Here is a 20,075-nt window from a genome sequence, read left to right as displayed (position 1 = left end):
TCTCTACTCGAAACCTTTATCCGCTTCATAAAGACGTAAAATCGTTTCGACAAGTTTATCTTGATCATGATACACGCCTGTCTCTCTGAGGTCAAGGAAATCAGCTGCAACAATTTGGGCTTCTTCTTGGAGAATCCCTGCCCGGTCTCTTTCCACCTGGACCAAGTACTCTGGGGTGAGGTCAGATTCCATGTATTCATAGGGAACCGGGGCCTTGTTGATTAAGGCATAGTCAATTCGCTTAGCCTGGAGGTGGTCATTGATCACCCGGACATGGTCCGCATCAGAAAAGTGCTCCGTCTCCCCTAACTGCGTCATAATGTTACAAATATAGACGACCTTGGCTGGGCTTTCTAGAACTGCCTGGCGGATATCTTCAATCACTAAATTAGGAAGGATCGAGGTATAGAGGGAGCCCGGGCCTAAAACAATCAGATCTGCCTCGCGAATGGCCGAGACCACTTGACGACCTGCTTGGGGTTTCCGGTCCTGGCAGGGACTGCCTGGCATACAGTGGACACTTACCCGGTCAATTGGCCGGCGCTGGCCAACAATTTCCGTTTCGCCATCAATCGTCTGCCCATCATTGTAGTGGGCCCGTAAGACAAGCGGCTCTTCAGCTGCCGGGAGGACCCGCCCCTTGACCTTCATCATCGCCGATAAAAGACGGAGGGAGCTAAAGACATCCCCGCGCATCTCAGCTAAGGCAGCAATAATCAGGTTCCCAATCGCATGGCCTGAAAACTCCTGGTCTTCTGGTGCAAAGCGGTATTGGAAAATATCCTTATAGATTTGTTCGACTTCAGATAAGGCCACAATACAATTTCGAATATCACCTGGTGGAATGGTATTGAGGGAGGTCCGGATACTGCCGCTGCTTCCCCCATTATCAGAGACTGTAACCACTGCCGTAATCTCACAATTGGCCTGTTTGAGACCGGACAGGAGGATGGGGAGGCCTGTCCCCCCTCCAATGACAGTAATTTTTAGCTTATCGTTCTTGGCTTGGTTAAGCAAGTCGCGGTTAATCATGAATGCTTCACCGCCGCCTGACTCTTACTGGCATCCCGGTGGGAAACATGGACATTGTAGCCCAGCGCTTTGATATGGTCTCCAATGCGCTCGGTCAAAGCGACAGACCGGTGCTGGCCTCCCGTACAGCCAATGGCAATCGTCACACTGCTCTTTCCTTCTGCTTCGTAGAGTGGCAGAGTGAAGTCGATCATATCTGTAAATTTATCAAAGAAGATCTGGGTATCGGACTGGGCCATGACATAATCATAGACCGGTGCATCCTGACCCGTCAGCGGTCTGAGCTCTGTCTGGTAATAGGGATTAGGGAGGAAACGCACATCCATGACAATATCTGAATCGATTGGAATTCCATATTTAAAGCCAAAGGACATCACTTCTACCGTAAAAATAGCATCATCCCCGCTATGGAATTCACGTATTAAGGTTGCCCGCAACTCCCTCGGTGACAAGGACGAGGTGTCGATTACTAGATGCGAATTTTCCTTAACGGCAGCTAATTGCTCGCGCTCACGCTGGATACCGTTTAAAACTGTACCGTCTTGTTGGAGCGGGTGGCTGCGACGAGATTCCTTATAACGCGATACCAACTTGCTATCGCTCGCTTCAAGGAAGATAATTTGCAATTTCATAAAATCTTTATGGTCCATATTCGTAAGGACTTGGTTGAGTTCGGTAAAGAAATCCCGCGAACGCAGGTCAATCACTAGGCAAACCTTACTGATCGTATCCGAACCTTGCAAGAGGTCCCAAAAAGAAGTCAAGAGGGAAGGTGGCAAGTTATCGACACAGAAATATCCCATATCTTCAAAGGATTGCAAGGCGACCGTCTTGCCGGCCCCGCTCATCCCCGTAATTATCACAAGTTTAATATTATTTTTGGTCATTCGATCACTCCTATAAAAAGATGGGACTTTCCAGGTCTTTGCCCTAGCTTGGATTCAACTTTTATGCTGTAAATTCTTTCATCGCTGCTTCATATTGGTCGAGGGCTTTTTGAGCAGCTAACTCATTCTCTGCCTCTACGCCAATATAGAACTTAATCTTAGGCTCGGTCCCACTTGGGCGAACAGCAATCCAGGTCCCATCCTCAAGTTCATATTTCAAGACATTTGATGGGGCTTGGTCTAAACTTTCCTGCTTGCCATCCGCATAAGTTTTGGACTGGTCGGCAAAATCAGAAGTTGCTTTAACTTGAACCCCCGCAATTTCCTTGAGGGGTTCTTCTCTTAAGCCCTTCATCAATTGCTCAATCTTAGCGGCACCTGCCTGTCCAGGTAGTTTAACAGAAATGGTCTTTTCTTTAAAGTAACCATACTCCTGGAAGATTTCTTGCAGGCCATCATAAGGCGTCTTACCTTGTTTTTTATAATAGGCGGTCATTTCTGACATTAGGAGAATAGCTTGAACGGCATCCTTATCACGGACAAAGGGCTTAACCAGGTAGCCATAGCTCTCTTCGAAACCAAAGAGGAAGGTCTTGCTTTGGTCTTTTTGATATTGTTTGATCTTATCCGCGATCCACTTAAAGCCAGTCAGAGTATTAACGGTGTCTACCCCATAGGCCGCTGCAATCTTAGCTGGAAGTTCCGATGAAACAATAGATTTCAAAATAACACCATTATCAGGCAATTCATCGGCATCCTTCTTGGCCTGGAGGATGTAGTGGGTCATGAGGGCCCCAATCTGATTCCCGGTTAAGATTTGGTACTTGCCATTAGGTAGGCGGACAGCGCCCCCCATCCGGTCAGCATCGGGGTCGGTTGCTAGCAGGATATCAGCTGCTTCTGCTTCCCCGTACTTGATAGCATATTCAAAGGCTGCCGCATCTTCAGGGTTAGGATCTGGCGCATAGGTGAAATCAGGGTCCGGATTCTTCTGTTCGTCAACAAAGACAACTGACTCGAAACCGGCGTGGTCTAGAGCCCGTGAAACCGGCATTTGACCAGTTCCGTGCAGAGGGGTGTAAACGATGGTTACTTGGTCGCCCATTTCTTTAACCAGGTCTTGGTCAATGGTCACTTCTGCTACCCGGGCCAGGTATTTCTGGTCAAGCTCTTCTCCAATAATGGTTAAGAGATCACTCGACTTCAGTTCTTCTTGGGACAAGCTAGGGATCGTTAGGAGGTCAACCCCTTCCGTGTGGGCCACCAGGGCATCGGCATCTTCAGGCGTCATCTGGCCGCCATCCGCGCCATAAACCTTATAGCCGTTATATTCAGCAGTATTATGACTGGCAGTAATCATAATCCCCGCAAAGGTTTCCAGTTTACGCACGGTAAAGGAAAGCTCTGGGGTTGGACGCAGGGATTCATAAACGTAAGTTGGAATACCATGCTTGGCCAAGACAGCTGCTGATTCATAGGCAAAGCGCTGGCTATCATGGCGGCCATCATAGGCAATCGCCACCCCAGCTTCCTTGGCCTCGGCCCCATAATCTTCCATTAAGCGGGCCAGCCCTTCTGTAGATAGGCGAACCGTATAGATGTTCAAGCGATTAATTCCTGGGCCCATGAGTCCGCGCATACCTGCTGTCCCAAAAGCAATTCGTTGGTAGAAGGCATCTTCCAAAGCTTCGGGATCTTCTTTTAAAGTGTCTAATTCTTCTCTTAGAGTTGGATCGAGGTCTTCAAAGTCGTCCCAGTGTTTAAAGTTTTCTTGCCAAGTCATGATTAACACTCCTCATCATATTCTTTTCCTATATTATAGCAAATTTTACCCGTAAAGGCTTCTAATCTTATCCTAATTTTCAAAAGATGTAAGCCCTTAACAAAGATCAGTCTCTTTTAGGATAGCTATTAGCCTAAGCAAATAAAAAACATAGTCAAAAGCCTAGTTAGCTGGGCTCTTGACCATGCTAAATCATCATTCTTAAACTTCTTCGTCGTGGTAACCGTAGCCGTAGTAGGAGTTGATCGCATCCCCTACGGCCCCATTATAGATGGCACCGAGGACATTGGCATTGACAGCATCGAGGAGTTCTTTGGACTTTTGGACATTGCGAATCTGGGAGACATTCTCCCGCAAAACGAAGATGACATTATCGACCCGTGATGCCATGATCTGGGCATCGGTCACCAAGAGGATCGGTGGCGTATCAATAATCACCAAGTCAAAGAGCTGCTCCAGTTCATCAATGATATCTGCCATCCGCTGAGAACTCAGGAGTTCGGCAGGGTTTGGCGGCTTAGGACCAGCCGGCAAGACATAGAGATTAGCCTCAGGAACATATTGGACATAATTCATGGTCTTCAGTTCTCTTTGGGTCAGCAGACTGGTCAGGCCAGAAGGTTCATCCACGTCAAAAGTCTTATGAATCGTAGGCTTACGCAGGTCACAGTCTACAATGCAGACCCGTAAGTTCAGGTCGGCCATTACCGTTGCGATATTGGCTACAATGGTCGACTTCCCTTCCCAAGCTCCCGAGGAAGTAAACATAATGGATTTGAATTTCTGTTCTTCCATGGCGAATTGAATATTGGTTCGAATAGTCCGAAACTGTTCCGAGACAATATCATTAGGGCGCTGGAGGGTAATCAAGCTGGAACCTTGGCGCTGTTCCCGGTTCTTTTTGACGATTTCTTTTTGTTTGAAACGAGAAAACATTCTTAACACCTCCTAGATGCGACGTTTATTGTCGTCGTAGTTAGCTGACCGGCCCTTCCGTTTGAAGCGCGTTTCTCGTACTTCTGTCTGGCTCATTTCGGGTAGGACCCCAATTAAATGCCAGCCCATCTCGCTGACAATCTCTTCGCTGCGGACTGTCTTATCGCGGTAGGCTTGCCAGAGGGCCCAAAGCGAGGCGAGAAGGAAGGCTAGCCCACCACCGATCAAGATATCCCAAACGGGTTTAGGCCGGATTTTTTTTGTATGGGTTTTTGCATCAGCCACTTGCTTGACCTGGCTATTGGGATAGATTTCATTCACCTGCTTGCCGAAGCTTGAGGCAATCTGGTTGGCTAAGTCGGAAGCCGTGTAGGGCGAATGGTCGACCACTGCAATTTGTAGCACGAGGGACTCCTCATTGGTCGTCACACGCACCCGATCACGCAGAGCCTGGTAGGACAAGTCCTCCTCCGCTCCTTGAGCGACCGGTTCCAGGACAGCTGGTGTTACAACAATTTCCTTATAAGTATCGGTCAGTGTCTTGGCCTGGTCAGCTAAGGGGGCAGTCGTTTGTTCCTCCGTATTTTGGTGGACAATCACTTGGGCTGTCCCTTCATACTGGGGCTCAAGAACGAGGAAGGAGATAAGGCTGGCCAGGATCATCCCGATAACCGTTGCCATAATGATAAAGGCCAGCTTATTTTTCATAATTTTTAGAATCTCGGTTAGAGGTTTGCGCTGTTTCTTCGCCATAAGAACCACCTTTCTTCTTACTTTTGGCGCTTGAAGAAGTCAAAAAATGTCCGTTTCTTCTTCAACTGATAATGGGTCACCATGGGATCCCCATTCAATAAACTAATGGCATTCTGCTTTAAATCAAAGCTAAAACTTTCACCATATTTTTCTTCTAAGTATTGGTAAACGCTAGCCAAACTGTCCCCTCGCCAGGAATCGCTAGCACAGAAAGCCCCTGAGGCAATCACATGAAGATAGCGGCGCTCAACCAAGTCCCAGGTCAAGCGGTAAACGGGATCTGGGCTGGAGGGCAGCAAGGAAGTCGCTGAAGCTTGAATACTGCAACCCTGCTCACAAATATCATAAAGGAGCTGGGGCTTGTTTTGAAAGCAGGCTTGCTTTTCCGGTTGGCTAATAATGGGCCGAATATTATGAGCAAGCAAGCTGAAGAGAACTTCCTGGGTATAGGCAGGCAAATCTTGGTCGGGAAAACGAATGAATAAATAGCGTTGGTTGAGGTCTGCGAAAGAAACTTTTCCCGCTAAGACATCATCGGCTAAGCTTGCTTCTAACAAGGCTTCGTGGCCTGGATAAAGACGGAGGGGCAAGCCTCTGCGGTCAAGCGCCTCCTGGTAGGCCTCAGCGACAGCTTCTAATTTAGCGAGCGGTGCAATGGTCGTATCGTGCTGGTAAGGAGCTAGCGACAAGACATGGCTAGTGCCTGCTTGTAAGATTTGATTGACCCTGGGCAAGGTATCTTCAAAACGCAAGCCTTCCTCCACTTCCGGAAGAATATGGGTATGAACATCAACAAGCACACGCATCAACTCCTCTCAATCACTAGGCTAGTGGGAGAAATCTTCACAAGCAAGCAAACGACTCTCCGCATCATAACTTAATTTCATATCAATATACTGGTCGCTTTCAAATAATTTCTTAAGGAAAATCCGATCTCCTTCCCAGAGTTCTAAATCGGGAATCTGGTCGCGCTTAACCCATTCTAAGTCCCCTTCATAGGTCTGGATCACTTGCCGGGAAGCCAAGCGACCAGTATAGAGGAAGATGTAGAGGGGCTCGTCATCGGCAAAGAAAAAGGTAATCACGCCCCGAGCTTGGGCTTCTAGAAGGTCTTGGCCCGTTTCTTCCTTCACTTCTCTTCGGGCACATTCTAAAGGACTCTCTCCCCATTCGAACTTACCGCCTACACCTAACCATTTATTATGGTTGATATCATTAGCTTTCTTAGTCCGATGGAGCATAAGAACCTCATCACCGTCAATCAGATAAACTAAACTCGTTAATTGCAAGTCCTGCCTCCTCTTCTTTAATTGGCTTGGTAGCGGCGAGGTAAATTAGGAACGGCAATCACGCCATAAGCATCCCGACCTGCATGGATACCAATTACTGGGGTTAGATAAGTCTTCTCCACCCTGATGTGGGGATAGGCAGCTGTAAAAGCTTGCTCTAGGGCTGCCACCCCTTCTGGATTGAGGGCATCCAAAACAATCAGCCGCTCTACCCCGTCAGGATAGTCCTGGATCCGCTTCTCGATTTCATCAACAATTGTCGCATAAACACGTTTACGCGACCGCACCTTAGCAAAAACTTCTACCTTGCTATGGACCTCTAGCACAGGGAAGATATTCAATATTTTTCCAATGAGGGCCGAGGCATTACCAGCTCGCCCTCCCTTAACCAGGTAAGACAAGTCTTCAAAGCAACATAAAAGCGCTGTCTGATCCACCATTTTTTCCAGGTGGTCAAGGATCTCCCCTTCACTAGCCCCGGCTTCTTGGAGACGTATCGTATGGTCAAGCAGGGCTTCAATAGCTAGAGAAATCGACTTAGAATCAATCACATGAACTGTTAAGCGGTCATCATACTCGTGCATGACTGAATAGGCGGTTTGATAAGTCCCACTTAGGTCGGCAGACAAGAAGAAACCGTAAACCGCCTCATAACCTTCCGCTACTAAGTCGTCCATAATATCGTAGAACTGCTGGGGTTGGGGCTGGGAAGTCGTCGGAATCTCTTCTTCTTTGGGTAAGTCTTCGTAGAAACGCTGTAGGGCTTCGGGGTCTGTCGTGTCACGCAAGCTATCACCATTCGCATAATGAATCGATAGGTAAACTTGATAGACATCGGGATGGTCTTGGTAAGCTTCCGGTAAGGACGCTGTACTGTCAATAATATAAGCTGTTTTCATATCTAACCTTTCCAAGTTATCGCAAAATAACTTCATTCGTAGAGTCTCGCTTGCAAGCAAGCGTATATGTTCATTATAACAAATCTGACCTTTAAATGATATGAAAGCGGCGGGTAAAGCCTCTTCCTAAGTCTAGCACAATCTTGTCTTCATGCCTTCTGATTAATTTTTAAAAATATATAAATACTCACTAAGGGAATTTTTTCATTGGCTTTCTGACAGAGATTTAATACAATTATTGTTCTTATTTTCATAAAAGAGGGCGCTTACAGGGTGGAATAGACCAAATGCCCGTCATGGAAAGGCTTATGCCTTGAATTTATCATACATAAAGATTAAATTAATGGAAAAGGAGGAATTATTTATGCATAGATTTAATCGTTATCTAGGAGCTGGCGACAAAGAAGCCGGCTACAACCTATCATGGGGAGCGATCTTTGCAGGCGTTGTTACTTTTATCGCCTTAATGATCACCCTCGGTTTTATTGGTAATGCCATTGGCTTCGGGACAGTGAGTCCTAAAGCGAGCAATCCAATGTCAGGCGTTGGAACTGGGGTCTTAATTTGGACGGTTATCCAATTAATCCTTTCATTCTTAGGGGCTGGCTTTGTTTCTGGGATTACCGCCCGTCGCGTGGGTGTGGTTCACGGTTTCTTAACCTGGGCTGTATCAACCATCGCAACCTTTATTTTACTTTCAGTCGCTACCGTGTCGATCCTGTCATCCGTGGGGACTTTCTTTGGCCAAGTGGCACAGACAGCCGGTCAAAGCGTTGAAAGTGTAACTTCTTCAGCAGCTGATAGCGTCTCCAATGGCGTTAATGCCCTCACTGACCAAATTGATGTGAACCAAAGTGACATCCAAAGTTTAGAAAACGATGTCAACGACGTCCTACGTGATACCAATATCAAAGAGCTCCAACCAGAATACTTGAAGGGGCAGCTCCAAGGGGCAACTGACGACATCAGCCAAGCTGCTAAAGACTTGGTAACGAATCCTGAGAATTCAGATGCTATCTTTGACCAATTAAGTAATCAATTGCAAGCACGGACAGAAAGCATCACGGAAAACGTGGATGAACAAGCCGTTGCCAATGCCATCGAATCTAACTCTGATTTATCCCAAGCGGAAGCTGAACAAACTACTCAAAATATTGTCGAAGGGTACAACCGTGCAGCCAGCGAAGCCCGTCAACAAATTGACCAGGCTAGCCAAGCGCTTGACCAAACCAAGTCTGAAGCTCAAGACGCGATTGCACAATTACGGAATGAAGCCAACAAAGCTTCTGACACGACTGCTCAAGCTTCAATCTGGGCCTTTGTCGGACTCTTACTTGGTGCCATTCTCTCAGCTCTTGGTGGTTACTTCGGGACAAAATTCGTCACAGAAGAAGCCAATGAAAATCATATCTAGTCTAAATTAGCTATTGCTAGATAGACAAAAAGCGCCTTTAGTCGGGCGCTTTTTTTGTTGGCATTATTTAGTTATAAGCTTTGAATATAATTATAAGCTTCTTGGCCAGCTTGGCCGCCGTCACCAACTGCGGTTGAAATTTGCCGCAATTTCTTTTGGCGGATGTCACCAGCAGCAAAGATACCAGGGACCTTCGTCAACATGTTCTCGTCAGTGATGACCCAGCCTTCCTCATCGGTGATGCCCAGGTCATCAAAGCCAGCTTGGTTGGGGAGGAGGCCAATATAGATAAAGACCCCATCGCAGTCTTCCACATAAGAAGAGCCATCCTTCTTAACAATCCGAACTCCCGTCACCTTCTGACCGTCGCCTAGGATTTCTTGGACTTGGGCATCCCAGGTGAAATCAATCTTCTCATTAGCAAAGGCCCGCTCTTGGAGAATCGCTTGGGCCCGTAACTGATCGCGTCGGTGGACAATGGTCACTTGCTTGGCATACTGGGTCAAGTAAGCCCCTTCTTCAACAGCTGAGTCTCCTCCACCTACAACGATCAACTTACCATCCTTGAAGAAGGCTCCGTCGCAGACAGCACAGTAGCTAACTCCGCGCCCAGCATAGTCGGCCTCACCTGGCACATCCAGGAGACGGTGGGTGGACCCCGTTGCAATCACAATCGCCTTAGCTTGGTAGGTTGCCGTATCGGTTTCAATCGTATGGTAGGGTTGGCCGGGATGGATCGCTTTAACATTCCCATAGGCATAATCTGCCCCGAAACGCATGGCCCCTTCATACATACTGGTCGCCAGGTCTGGCCCTTGGATGCTAGGGAAGCCTGGATAGTTTTCTACTTCAGCTGTATTCAAGAGCTCGCCCCCCCGTACACCCCGCTCTAAGATTAGAACCGATAGGGCTGCCCGTGAGGTATAGAGGGCGGCAGTCATCCCCGCTGGCCCACAGCCAATGACTAAGACATCATATTGTTTAATTTCTTCGCTCATTCTCTCACTCCTTATTTAATTCGTCCTCAAGACTCAGGAGATAGTCAGTCAGGCCCTGGCGGATACTCTCTTGGCCTAAGCCATACTCGATGGTTGTCTTCATATAGCCAAGCTTATCCCCCACATCATAGCGTTGGCCCTTAAATTCGTAAGCAAATACCCGCTGAGTGCGGTTCAAACGATCGATGGCATCAGTTAATTGGATTTCATTGCCTGCTCCTGCTTTTTGAGTTTCTAAAAGGCCGAAGATTTCAGGTGTTAGTAAATAGCGGCCAATAATAGCCAAGTTAGAAGGGGCCACAGAAGGATCCGGTTTTTCGACAAAGCGGCGAACATTGTAGATGCCATCGCGGAACTTCGCTTCAGGATCAATGATGCCATACTTATCGGTATCTTCCTCGGCAACGGGCATCACGGCAATGTTGGAAGCATGGGTCTCATTATAGGCGCCAATTAATTGCTTGGTTAATGGTTCCTCATCTACCATCAAATCGTCCCCGAGCATGACCACGAAGGGTTCGTCGCCAACAAAAGCCTTGGCTTGAAGAACCGCATGACCGAGGCCTAGTGGATAGGATTGGCGCTTAAAGTAGAGGTTAAGCCCAACATTCTCCTGTATTAGTTCTAGTAATTGGTCCTCACCCTTCTGCTTGAGGACGCCCTCGAGTTCAATATTCGAATCAAAGTAGTCTTCTAGAGGGCGTTTACTCTTACCTGTGATGATTAAAATATCTTCTATTCCCGACGCTAATGCCTCTTCCACTATGAATTGGATGGTTGGCTTATTGACAATCGGTAGCATCTCTTTAGCCATCGCCTTAGTAGCTGGTAGGAAACGGGTTCCAAAACCAGCCGCTGGAATAATTGCTTTACGTACTTTTTTCATAAGTCCTCCTTAAGAAATTACTTTAAGTTCTTTTCGCCAGATAGTCAATTAATGCGCTTCGTAATTGGGCTTCTTCCTTACCTTCCCGCATCATCAGCTGGGTTAGGGCTTCTTCCACCGGCATGCCTTCATAGAGAATAGCGTAGAGAGCATTGGTAATGGGCATATCGACACCTAAGTCAGCCGCTAATTCGTATGCCGCCTTGGTCGTCGGAATTCCCTCAACGACCATGCCCATCTTAGCTTCTACTTCTTCAGGGCTAGCTCCCTGAGCAATCTGGTTGCCGGCCCGCCAATTCCGTGAGTGGACGCTGTTACAGGTCACAATGAGATCCCCCACTCCGCTTAAGCCAGAAAAGGTTAGGGGATCCGCACCCATAGCCAGGCCCAAACGAGTAATTTCGGCTAAACCACGCGTGATCAAGGCTGCCTTGGTGTTATCCCCATAGTTTAAGCCATCTACCCCGCCGGCCGCGACCGCAATAATATTCTTCAGGGCCCCACCCAATTCCACACCGATACAGTCAGTGTTGGTATAAACCCGGAAATAGCGGTTGAGGAAGACTGCTTGGACTTCCTTGGCCGCTTCTAAGTCTCGGCTCGCTGCTGTGATCGTTGTGATATGGCGGACCGCCACCTCTTCCGCATGACTTGGCCCAGACAGTGCCACGATGCCGCGGTAGTCACAGTCTTCTAGAACTTCTTCGATAATCTGACTGATCCGCAAATGGCTACCTTGTTCCAAGCCCTTAGAAGCATGGAGGATAAGCGGCGGCTTGTCCGCTCCCGAAGCTTGATCAGAGGCTAAAACTTCCTTTACTTGTTGGCTGACAGACCGGATTGCCTTGGTCGGCACCACAAAACAGACCATATCAGCTTGTTTGAGTGCCTCGCTCAAATCCGTCGTCACTAAGATATCCTCAGCTAGGTGCAGGTCGGGCAGGTAGGCAGCATTAATCCGCGTCTGACGGATCTCTTCTGCTTGGTCTGCATCAACGGTCCAGAGCCGAACCTGGTGCTGGTTGTCATTTAATACCATGGCGAGCGCCGACCCCCAAGAGCCAGCGCCTAATACTGCAACACGATAACTTTGCATTTAGTTCTCCTCCGTTTTCTTCTGTTCAATCGCATAGAGACTCGCTTCCTGGTAGGGAGTGGGAGCTTTTTGCCAACGTCGCCAGATAATTGCGCCCAGGCCAATAAGCACCAAGACTAAGGATAGGACTTGGGAGACACGGAAGGGCCCCCAATAGAGGCTATCTGTCCGCAGCCCCTCAATAAAGAAACGTCCGATCCCATACCAAATCAAGTAGAGGAAGGTCGTCTCCCCTACTCTCAGTTTGCCCCTAATATTACGTAAATACAAGAGAACCACAACCCCTAAAAGGTTCCATAGTGATTCGTAAAGAAAGGTCGGATGGTAGTAGACCCCGTCGATCTGCATACCTTCCACAATAAAATCAGGTAAGTGGAGGCGGTCACGAAGAAATTCTACCGACACGGGGCCTCCATGGGCCTCCTGGTTAACAAAATTTCCCCAGCGGCCAATGGCTTGGGCAAGCAGGAGGTAAGGCGCCATCACATCTGTCAAAAGTAGGAAGCGCCAGCCCTTAGACCGACAATAAAGGTAAATAGTCAATAGGGCCGCTAAAACGCCCCCATAGATGGCAATCCCACCATTCCAAATTTGGATAATCTCATCCAAGTGCTGGCGGTAATAATCCCATTCGAAGATCACATAATAGAGTCGAGCCCCGATAAAGCCAATGGGAATGGCCCAAACCAAGACATCTAAAATTAAATCCTCAGGCCAGCCCCGCCGCTTAATTTCACGGCTACCCAATTGAATAGCTAAAAGGATACCTCCAGCTATGATAATCCCATACCAACGAATGGGCCAGCCAAATAGCTCGAAAGCGACGGGATCAATGGCTGCTAAAACACGATCACTCAACATATTATCCTTCCTCTTGACTGTTACTTTCGATCAAATGCGTTAAACGGTCTTCAAATTCCTTGGCTGAATTGTAGCCGAGATCATTGGCTCGGAAATTCATGGCAGCTACTTCGACGATGCTAGAAATATTCCGTCCCATCTGAACCGGAACGGTAATCTTAGCCACCTTCACCCCAAAGATATCTTCCTCTTCGGCAGCGGTTCCCAAACGGTCATACTTGTCCTCCTTGTGCCAGAGCTTCAACTGGATGATCAAGTTCACCTGTTGCTTCTGGCGGACAGCTCCTGCGCCGTAGAGGGTCATAATATTAATAATGCCCAGGCCCCGAATTTCCATCATGTTTTCAAGGATAGCGGGCGCCTCCCCCATAATGGTATATTCATCTCTTTGATAGAGTTCGACCCGGTCATCAGCAACCAGGCGGTGGCCATTCTTAACCAGTTCGAGGGCAGCTTCCGACTTACCAACGCCACTCTCGCCCATAATGAGCACACCTAAACCATAAACCTCAACAAAGACACCATGGCGCGAGGTACGGGTCGCCAAACGTTCCTGAAGAAAGGTCGTCAAGCGAGAAGAGAGGTGGGTGGTCGAGGTATTGATCCCAATCACCGGAATATGGTTTTCATTAGCTGCCTGGATCACTTCGTACTCCGGCCGCAAGTCGCGGGAAAAAACAAAAACCGGTGTCTTATCCCGGGCTAGACGCCGCATCACCAATAAACGTTCTTCACTGGTCATCTTGCTCATAAAAGAATGCTCGTTACGGCCAAAAAGTTGGATCCGTTCTTCAGGATAATAATTAAAATAACCGGTCAATTCCAATCCCGGGCGCGAAATATCTGATACTGTGATCTCTCGATCCAGATAGTCCTCACCAGAAATAATATTCATCTTGAGTGCCTCTACTAGCTCACGAACTGTAACTACCGCCATGTAGAACTCCTTCCATCCTTCGCATCAATGCTGTTTTTCTCCTATTTTACCATAGATTCCCCCAAGAAGCTTCACCGACATCAAGGACCGCCCCTTAGGCAGGCAAAGAAAATAAAAGAGGCTGGGACAAAAGCCCCGGCCTCTTTTAAAATAACGAACTTTTTTAGCAAAAATCTGTTCCAAAAGTCAGTCCTGACATCCACTTCATGAACTATGTCCAATCGTTTTCCAACGATTTCCCATAGTTCGCTCCAGTGATTCAGGACTAACCGACTTTTGTCACACTCTCTTTATTATAGGTTAAAAGTCATTCCAATTTCCCTGCTGGTCATCATCAATGTGTTCAGCTTCTTTAATGCGACCGAAACCTCGGGGGTGGCGGTGGGTTTTCTCAGCCTTGCGCTTAAAAGGCTTTCCTTCACTTGGAATCAAATAAGCCGCCACGATGTAGATCAGGATGAGGAAGGGATTGAAGAAAGTGAAGATGGCGTAAAGCCAGCGGATAAGGGTTGAACTGACGCCAAAATAAGCTGCCAGGCCCCCTAGTAAGCCGGTTAGAACGCGGTCTGTTTTGGATCTTCTTAATTTTTTAGTCATGGTTATCCTCCTATTACTTAGCCTCTGCCTTCAACCAGATATCTCCAGAAACGGATGACAGGTTGATTTGGGCAGGGCGTGTCTCGCCTAAATAATATATGCTCTTCGCTTGGTTAAAGCGAGAATCAGCCAAGGTTTCTACCTTAAAGCTTTCTTGCCGCCAACGTATAGTCCCATTATTGGAACGCAGGTCAGCATTCAAACTCGTTGCTGGATTAACATTGAGCTTGACATCTCCCGAAGTGGTCTGGCAGTTAACGGTCTCTAAGTCCGGGCTTGTCACCGTCAACCGCAAGTTCCCATTCAGGGTATCCATGGCCAGCTCGCGAACCGCTCCAATGAAGCGCTGGTCCCCATTGGCTGTCTGCGCATCCAGATGGTCAAAGGCAACTTGGTCCAAAACTACTAAACCGTTCTTGGTATTCACCCGGCCACTGCTTGCCTGGCACTCAGCGACCCGGATATCCCCATCAATGGTATAAAGATCCAGGTTTTCCGCTTCTAAACCAGTCAGCTGGATGCCTCCTAATAAGCTCCTAAAATTTAATTGGCCGAATTTTACTTTGGGAAGGCGCAAGTGGATATTAGTAGATAGCAGGCGGTTATTTAATTCAAAACGTAAACATCCGCCTTGGTTTTCAATCAGGGTTCTTTTTCTAAAGGCTTCTTCAACGCTTTCTTCCTGGTACTTACCTAGGATAGTCCCTGTCACTAAGACTTCCACCCGGTCGATCTCGGCGACTTCAACCAGGATGTCTCCCTTAGAGATTGAAAAATCAAAATTCTTGGCGATCTCGTCAAAAGTAAAACGTTCTTCAAATTGCCGGGTGACTAAGTGGGGACGGGGGATCCCCGACCGGCCCCGGTCAAAGTGAACCGTTCCTTCAACGGCCGTCTTAAGGTCCTTGAACATTTGACCCAATCCTGTCTTCTCTGCCTGGCTGGTCTTTGCTTTTGGCTCCTCTGCTGGTCCGTCTGCTGAGTCATTATTTGATTGGTTCGCTTGGTCACGCAAGTAAGTCAATTCTGTTTTGAGACCCTTGATTTCTTCTTCTAAGGCCAACTTGGCCTCCGCTTCGTCCGTTGATTCAGCCAACCCCAGTTCTTCTAAGGCAGCCTCCTTGGCATCTAATTCAGCTTCTAATTTTTCTTCGCGATCTAAGTAATAATTTTTCAGAATCGCTTGGGCTAAGTCATCCTGGCCTTGGTCTTCATAGAATTCCGCCAAGGCTTGTGCTTCTTCAAATGAGAGGCTCTGCTTCTGCTTTTGGTTATCACTTTCTTTAGCTTGGCGCTGTTCTAAAAGCACCAAGGCTTCTTCTCGACTGAGTAAACCTTCTTGAACTAATTTCAGTATACGTTGTTTGTCCTCACTCATCGTGTCGCCTCCTTGTTTATCTTGAACCTATTATCTCAATTTTTTCAAGTTTTAACATAGGCCCTGAGATGTATTTATCTTGTAAGCCCCCGAAAGGCACAGCGGCTGCCTGCTGGACTGGCTGTCACCGCCAATTGAACGGGCAGCTCCTGCTTCAATTCCTCCACGTGGGAAATAATCGCAATCAAGCGGCCACTGGCTTCCTGGAGCTCAATCAGGGTATCCATGGCCTGGTGGAGGGACTCTTCATCCAAACTACCAAAGCCCTCGTCAATAAAGAGGGTTGAAATTTCAATACCACCTGCATGATTTTGGATCACATCGCTTAAGGCTAGGGCCAGGGAGAGTGAAGCCTTAAAGCTCTCACCCCCTGATAGGGACTGGACGCTGCGGCTGCTACCGGAATAATAATCCATTACCGCCAAGTCTAAACCCTTAGCAGCTGTTCCCCCCTTGTCTGTACGTTCACGCAAGAACTGATAGCGGCCACTCGTCATCTGCTTAAAGCGTCGATTGGCCTGCTGGATAATCTGATCAAAGTAATAAGCTAAGATATAGCGCTCAAAAGAAATACGTTGGCTGCCTGATCGTGTCCCGTTAGCGACTTCAGCGAGTAAGACCAATTCCCCGTAATGTTGGGATTGCGCTTGGTAGCGGGCTAAGCGGGCATTGAAGGCCTGGTCGAGCTGGTCTAGGCGGGTCAGCTGGGTCAAGCGTCTATCCCGGTATTGTTGTTCTTTTTGAACTTGCTCGCTTACTTCCTGGAGACGGGCTTGAGTTTGGTCAAGGTCTAAAGCCTCCTCCCTAGCAGCCAAGGCCTGCCGATTCTTGGCTATTTGTTGGTCCAGAGCATAACGGTCCTGTTCATAATTTCGCCAAAATTTCTCCACAGCTGACCAATCTTTATCCGCACGGTGGTAGTTAGAAAGGTCTTCGGCCGTGAGATCAAAATCGGTTAGGCTTGCCTGGAAGTGTGACCAGCCCTCTTGGTAACGCTGGTCTTGCCGTCCCAGGCTCTCTTCCAAGCCCGCTTTCTGTGCTTTTAAGCGAACTACTTGGTCACTTGCTGCTTGGAAGCTGGCTTGAGCTTTTTGATAGGCCTCTTTTACCTTTTGAATTTTCTGTTCAAGTTCTTTTTCAGCAGCCAGGAGGTCATCCATTTCCTGGTAGTTTAGCTGGGCAGCCAAAGCCTGCATGTCTTCTTTTAAGTCCTTATACTGCCTTTCCTGGTTATCCAAACGTTCCTCGAGCTGACCTTCTTCTTGTCTGACCGCAACTTGTTTTTCTTGGTAGGTCACGAGATCTTCTTGGACCTGGTCATAGTCCCTTTGTCGCTGAGCTTGGGCCTTCTCTTTAGCTAGTAGCTGGTCCGCTTGGGTCTTTAGGCGACGATCTTCTTCTACTAAGTCAGAAGAGAAATTCCCTTCTTTTGCCTGGTCTTCTAGCTGGTCTGTAAGCTTCTGCATTTCTTTTTGGGCATAGCCCAGTTGGCTACCCAGCTGGGTCAAATCCTGGTAGGCCTGGCGCTCCTCAGCTTCTAAACTGTCAGTGTCTGGCACCGGCCCCTCTTGGTCACTTGTCCCTTCATAAACTGCCGGGTGGTCCAAGCTCCCACAAAGCGGACAAGCCTGGCCAGGGACTAAGTCAGCCGCTAACTTGCCCAGGTAATCCGCTTGCTCCCTGAGCCGACCTGCTTCAAGCGCCGACTGAGTCTGCCGCCAAGTCTCTTGAGCCGCTTGGTAGTCTAGCTCCAGCTGGCTAAGCTGGTCTGTCTGCTCCTGCTTGCTTGCCATTAAGTGGCGGTAAGTCGCATAAGTTGCCTGCTTATTTTCCAATTGGTAGCGCTCCTTAAGCAAGTCGTCAGGATTCAGCCACTGATTCTGGAGCTGCTGAGCTTTTTCTTTAGCTAGGTCAATCTTTTGCGCGAAGCCTTCCTGGTCTTCCTGAAGCGCAAGAAGTCTCTTTTGACTCGTCTGGATGGATTGGTCAAGTGCTTGGGCACCTTCCCTTTTCTTCAACCAGGTCTTTAAGTCGTGTTCCTCCAAGCGCATCTGAGCCAGCTTTTCCTCCCAGTCGTCGACTTGGGCATAGGAGTCTTGACTGGCTTCTAAGCTAGTTTGAGCAGCTTCTTTAGCGGCCTGGTATTGGCTAGCTTCTGCTTCGACTTCCCCCAGGCGCTTTCTCTCCTGGCTAATGACTTCCGCCAATTGTTCCAAGTCAGCTTGGTTCTTAGCCAGGGGCCGCGTTTTTTGATAGAAGTCCCAGTCCGCCTTGGCCTTATGATAGACCGAAGACTTTTGATCCAAGTCAACTTGTGCTTGGGCCAAGCGGTCCGCTTCTTTTAAGCGCTCTAAGTGCTGGTTGAGCACCTGACTTTCTGCTTGCCCGTCTCCGATCTTCTTTTCCGCTGCCTTAACACCTGCTCGCTGGTTTTCCAAAGCCTCCGCCACTTGGTCCGCAAAAGCTGCGAAGTCTTCTTGATTAGCAGCTTCTCTTAAAGCTTCTTGACTCGCTTCATCTAGCAGGTCCAGGATATCCGTTTTGTCCTCCTTAAGGGCTTGGTAGTCTTGGCCCATTTCTTTTTCTAAAGCTTGTTTCTTAGCCAGGAGGTCATCCTGGAAGTTTTTAAGATGGTAGGTCGTAAAAATCTTGCGAAAGATGACCTCTTTTTCACGGCTAGGGGCCTCTAAGAGCTGCTTGAATTCACCCTGGGGCAGCATCACAATTTGTCGGAACTGGTCGACACTGAGGCCTAATAGTTCTTCTAGGGCCTGGTTGGCTTCTTGGGTCTTTTGGAAGACCCGGTCCCCTCGGTCGAAAGTCACACTTGCCTTCAGGTTGATCGGACGTTGGGTTTTGGGACTGGGGCCCTTTTGCTGGGGAATACGTTTAACGGAATAAGTCTTTCCGCCAAGTTCAAAGCTCAAATAAATATAGGACAGTTCATGGTCACTGGCTAAGTCTGATTTGAGCTCAGCCTCCTGGCGCGAACTGCCGCTGGTCTTACCATAGAGGGCATAGACAATGGCATCGAATATGGTTGTCTTACCAGCGCCAGTGGGTCCCGTAATTAGAAACAACTGGGTCTGGCCTAGGTCCCGGAAATCAATCTGCATCCGCTCACGGTAGGGACCAAAAGCTTGCATCTCTAATATAATCGGTTTCATTGGTCACCTGCCTCCTCTCCTCTGCCTTGGGCCTCAGCCATGATTTGCTTAACCACTTGCTCTTGGTAAGCCGTCAAGACCTGGCCCGTTTGATCTTCATAAAAATCGGCAAAGACCTGGTCTAAAGCTTCTTTTTGCTGGGCCTGGTAGCCTGTTTCAGATTGTGGTTGATCGACTTCTAGGGCCGAGTAGGTCAAGGCCATAATGTGGGGATAGACTTGGCGCAAGCGTGCCATCGCTTCATGGACGGGCTGGGCATCGGTCAGTTCCACATAGAGGTAGTCATCAGACTGGTCGGCCATTAAGTCTTCAAAAGTCCCCTTTACCTGCCGCAAATCATATTTAGGCTGGATGGGATGGGGGGTAACGGTCAGGTCTTCCTTGGTCAGATCAACTTCTAAAAAAACCTTGCGCTGGCGGGCTTCCGATTTTGAGTATTTTAAGGGAGACCCACTGTAGTAGATATGCTGGTTTTTAACAAACTGGCGGCCGTGCAAGTGTCCTAGGGCAACATAGTCAAAATCCTCAAAAAGATCAGCAGGAACATAGGCAGAGTTCCCCATGCTCAGGGGACGTTCAGACTCCGTGTGCTCTAAATCTGCCCCCGCCTCGTCCAAATCGACATTGGTTACATAGCCATGGAAGACTAGGAGGTTGAGCCGGTCAGGTCGCCAGTCCCCCGCCTTAATGGTTTGGATTTGAACCGCTAGCGCATCGGCCATAGAGCGGATTGTCTGGTCAGGGTATAACTTTTGGATTTGACCATAGTCACTGTAGGGCAGGAGATAAACATCAGCCTCTTCCAGACAGACACGGCGGATTTCTTTTTTGACCATGCCCTCTAAGTAGAGGCCCTCCTTTTCTAAGATAGCGGAAGCATAGTCGATGCGCTCCCCGCTATCATGGTTGCCCGAGATAATACAAATGGGGCAAGCGATTTCTTCCGACATCTGGGTCAATAATTGATTGCACAGGTGGACACTCTCGCGATTAGGAAGGGACCGGTCATAAAGATCCCCCGCAATAATCACAAGATCTGGCCCCATCTCTGCTACCTGACTGATCCATGCCGTTAAAACATCCGCCTGGTCATCGAGCAGACTTCTTTCATTGATCACTTTTCCGATATGCCAATCGGAAGTATGGATAATTTTCATATGGA

At 48.2% G+C, this 20,075-nt stretch carries 18 protein-coding genes; 1 reads left to right on the top strand and 17 read right to left on the bottom strand.

Annotated elements, in window-relative coordinates; all coding sequences use genetic code 11:
• Window positions 1-3: 3 nt before the first annotated feature.
• The 8 genes from AWM72_RS05815 to AWM72_RS05780 all read right to left on the bottom strand — a co-directional run bounded on the left by AWM72_RS05815 (window position 4) and on the right by AWM72_RS05780 (window position 7,579).
• Window positions 4-1,032, bottom strand: a complete 1,029-nt coding sequence (locus tag AWM72_RS05815; protein WP_067974700.1) for a gluconeogenesis factor YvcK family protein — start codon at window positions 1,030-1,032, stop codon at window positions 4-6.
• Entirely contained in the window at window positions 1,029-1,919 is an 891-nt protein-coding gene (gene rapZ / locus AWM72_RS05810) for an RNase adapter RapZ (RefSeq protein WP_067974697.1), read from the bottom strand. Before rapZ ends, AWM72_RS05815 begins: the two co-directional genes overlap by 4 nt.
• 61 nt (window positions 1,920-1,980) lie before the next feature.
• Window positions 1,981-3,702 carry a phospho-sugar mutase gene (locus AWM72_RS05805; RefSeq protein ID WP_067974694.1) on the bottom strand — a complete coding sequence of 574 codons (1,722 nt, stop codon included), beginning with the start codon at window positions 3,700-3,702 and terminating at the stop codon, window positions 1,981-1,983.
• 201 nt (window positions 3,703-3,903) lie between these two features.
• Window positions 3,904-4,638 (bottom strand): CpsD/CapB family tyrosine-protein kinase, encoded by a 735-nt coding sequence (locus AWM72_RS05800; RefSeq protein WP_083272439.1) that lies wholly within the window; start codon window positions 4,636-4,638, stop codon window positions 3,904-3,906.
• A gap of 12 nt (window positions 4,639-4,650) precedes the next feature.
• On the bottom strand, window positions 4,651-5,391 hold the full coding sequence (locus AWM72_RS05795) for a YveK family protein (RefSeq protein ID WP_067974691.1): 741 nt from the start codon (window positions 5,389-5,391) through the stop codon (window positions 4,651-4,653).
• Between the two features lie 17 nt (window positions 5,392-5,408).
• A complete protein-coding gene (locus AWM72_RS05790; protein WP_067974687.1) occupies window positions 5,409-6,191 on the bottom strand; it encodes a CpsB/CapC family capsule biosynthesis tyrosine phosphatase in 783 nt (260 codons plus the stop codon).
• A 27-nt stretch (window positions 6,192-6,218) separates the two neighbouring features.
• Window positions 6,219-6,680, bottom strand: coding sequence for an NUDIX hydrolase (locus AWM72_RS05785; protein WP_083272440.1), 462 nt, complete (start codon window positions 6,678-6,680; stop codon window positions 6,219-6,221).
• 17 nt (window positions 6,681-6,697) lie between these two features.
• Window positions 6,698-7,579, bottom strand: coding sequence for a DegV family protein (locus tag AWM72_RS05780; RefSeq protein WP_067974683.1), 882 nt, complete (start codon window positions 7,577-7,579; stop codon window positions 6,698-6,700).
• 364 nt (window positions 7,580-7,943) lie between these two features.
• On the opposite strand from AWM72_RS05780, the gene AWM72_RS05775 reads away from it, so the two are divergent.
• Window positions 7,944-8,993 (top strand): hypothetical protein, encoded by a 1,050-nt coding sequence (locus AWM72_RS05775; RefSeq protein WP_067974680.1) that lies wholly within the window; start codon window positions 7,944-7,946, stop codon window positions 8,991-8,993.
• Window positions 8,994-9,064: 71 nt separating this feature from the next.
• On the opposite strand, the gene trxB is transcribed toward AWM72_RS05775, so the two are convergent.
• The 9 genes from trxB to AWM72_RS05730 all read right to left on the bottom strand — a co-directional run bounded on the left by trxB (window position 9,065) and on the right by AWM72_RS05730 (window position 20,070).
• A complete protein-coding gene (trxB, locus tag AWM72_RS05770; protein ID WP_067974677.1) occupies window positions 9,065-9,991 on the bottom strand; it encodes a thioredoxin-disulfide reductase in 927 nt (308 codons plus the stop codon).
• Between the two features lie 4 nt (window positions 9,992-9,995).
• A complete protein-coding gene (gene galU, locus AWM72_RS05765; RefSeq protein WP_067974672.1) occupies window positions 9,996-10,877 on the bottom strand; it encodes a UTP--glucose-1-phosphate uridylyltransferase GalU in 882 nt (293 codons plus the stop codon).
• 22 nt (window positions 10,878-10,899) lie between these two features.
• A complete protein-coding gene (locus AWM72_RS05760) occupies window positions 10,900-11,973 on the bottom strand; it encodes an NAD(P)H-dependent glycerol-3-phosphate dehydrogenase (RefSeq protein WP_067974667.1) in 1,074 nt (357 codons plus the stop codon).
• The gene (gene lgt, locus AWM72_RS05755; protein WP_067974663.1) at window positions 11,974-12,834 is read right to left on the bottom strand and encodes a prolipoprotein diacylglyceryl transferase; all 861 of its coding nucleotides are present in this window, start codon (window positions 12,832-12,834) and stop codon (window positions 11,974-11,976) included.
• A 1-nt stretch (window position 12,835) separates the two neighbouring features.
• On the bottom strand, window positions 12,836-13,771 hold the full coding sequence (gene hprK, locus AWM72_RS05750) for an HPr(Ser) kinase/phosphatase (RefSeq protein ID WP_067974659.1): 936 nt from the start codon (window positions 13,769-13,771) through the stop codon (window positions 12,836-12,838).
• 300 nt (window positions 13,772-14,071) lie between these two features.
• Window positions 14,072-14,368: a PspC domain-containing protein gene (locus AWM72_RS09230; protein ID WP_070486448.1), complete on the bottom strand. Its 297-nt coding sequence runs from the start codon at window positions 14,366-14,368 to the stop codon at window positions 14,072-14,074.
• Between the two features lie 13 nt (window positions 14,369-14,381).
• Window positions 14,382-15,746, bottom strand: a complete 1,365-nt coding sequence (locus AWM72_RS05740; RefSeq protein WP_067974656.1) for a DUF4097 family beta strand repeat-containing protein — start codon at window positions 15,744-15,746, stop codon at window positions 14,382-14,384.
• A 74-nt stretch (window positions 15,747-15,820) separates the two neighbouring features.
• On the bottom strand, window positions 15,821-18,913 hold the full coding sequence (locus tag AWM72_RS05735) for an AAA family ATPase (RefSeq protein WP_067974653.1): 3,093 nt from the start codon (window positions 18,911-18,913) through the stop codon (window positions 15,821-15,823).
• Window positions 18,910-20,070: an exonuclease SbcCD subunit D gene (locus AWM72_RS05730; protein WP_067974649.1), complete on the bottom strand. Its 1,161-nt coding sequence runs from the start codon at window positions 20,068-20,070 to the stop codon at window positions 18,910-18,912. The genes AWM72_RS05735 and AWM72_RS05730 overlap by 4 nt, the downstream gene beginning before the upstream one ends.
• Window positions 20,071-20,075: the final 5 nt, after the last annotated feature.

The organism is Aerococcus sanguinicola, from assembly GCF_001543145.1.
Classification (GTDB): Bacteria; Bacillota; Bacilli; order Lactobacillales; family Aerococcaceae; genus Aerococcus; species Aerococcus sanguinicola.
This window is presented reverse-complemented; position numbering and strand designations above follow the sequence as displayed.

What these genes read in the sequence shown, in the direction of transcription:
- galU (WP_067974672.1), bottom strand. Translation starts at nt 10,877, where the DNA reads ATGAAAAAAGTACGTAAAGCAATTATTCCAGCGGCTGGTTTTGGAACC.
- lgt (WP_067974663.1), bottom strand. Translation starts at nt 12,834, where the DNA reads ATGTTGAGTGATCGTGTTTTAGCAGCCATTGATCCCGTCGCTTTCGAG.
- rapZ (WP_067974697.1), bottom strand. Translation starts at nt 1,919, where the DNA reads ATGACCAAAAATAATATTAAACTTGTGATAATTACGGGGATGAGCGGG.
- AWM72_RS05760 (WP_067974667.1), bottom strand. Translation starts at nt 11,973, where the DNA reads ATGCAAAGTTATCGTGTTGCAGTATTAGGCGCTGGCTCTTGGGGGTCG.
- AWM72_RS05800 (WP_083272439.1), bottom strand. Translation starts at nt 4,638, where the DNA reads ATGTTTTCTCGTTTCAAACAAAAAGAAATCGTCAAAAAGAACCGGGAA.
- AWM72_RS09230 (WP_070486448.1), bottom strand. Translation starts at nt 14,368, where the DNA reads ATGACTAAAAAATTAAGAAGATCCAAAACAGACCGCGTTCTAACCGGC.
- AWM72_RS05780 (WP_067974683.1), bottom strand. Translation starts at nt 7,579, where the DNA reads ATGAAAACAGCTTATATTATTGACAGTACAGCGTCCTTACCGGAAGCT.
- AWM72_RS05815 (WP_067974700.1), bottom strand. Translation starts at nt 1,032, where the DNA reads ATGATTAACCGCGACTTGCTTAACCAAGCCAAGAACGATAAGCTAAAA.
- trxB (WP_067974677.1), bottom strand. Translation starts at nt 9,991, where the DNA reads ATGAGCGAAGAAATTAAACAATATGATGTCTTAGTCATTGGCTGTGGG.
- AWM72_RS05775 (WP_067974680.1), top strand. Translation starts at nt 7,944, where the DNA reads ATGCATAGATTTAATCGTTATCTAGGAGCTGGCGACAAAGAAGCCGGC.
- AWM72_RS05740 (WP_067974656.1), bottom strand. Translation starts at nt 15,746, where the DNA reads ATGAGTGAGGACAAACAACGTATACTGAAATTAGTTCAAGAAGGTTTA.
- AWM72_RS05795 (WP_067974691.1), bottom strand. Translation starts at nt 5,391, where the DNA reads ATGGCGAAGAAACAGCGCAAACCTCTAACCGAGATTCTAAAAATTATG.
- AWM72_RS05730 (WP_067974649.1), bottom strand. Translation starts at nt 20,070, where the DNA reads ATGAAAATTATCCATACTTCCGATTGGCATATCGGAAAAGTGATCAAT.
- AWM72_RS05735 (WP_067974653.1), bottom strand. Translation starts at nt 18,913, where the DNA reads ATGAAACCGATTATATTAGAGATGCAAGCTTTTGGTCCCTACCGTGAG.
- AWM72_RS05805 (WP_067974694.1), bottom strand. Translation starts at nt 3,702, where the DNA reads ATGACTTGGCAAGAAAACTTTAAACACTGGGACGACTTTGAAGACCTC.
- hprK (WP_067974659.1), bottom strand. Translation starts at nt 13,771, where the DNA reads ATGGCGGTAGTTACAGTTCGTGAGCTAGTAGAGGCACTCAAGATGAAT.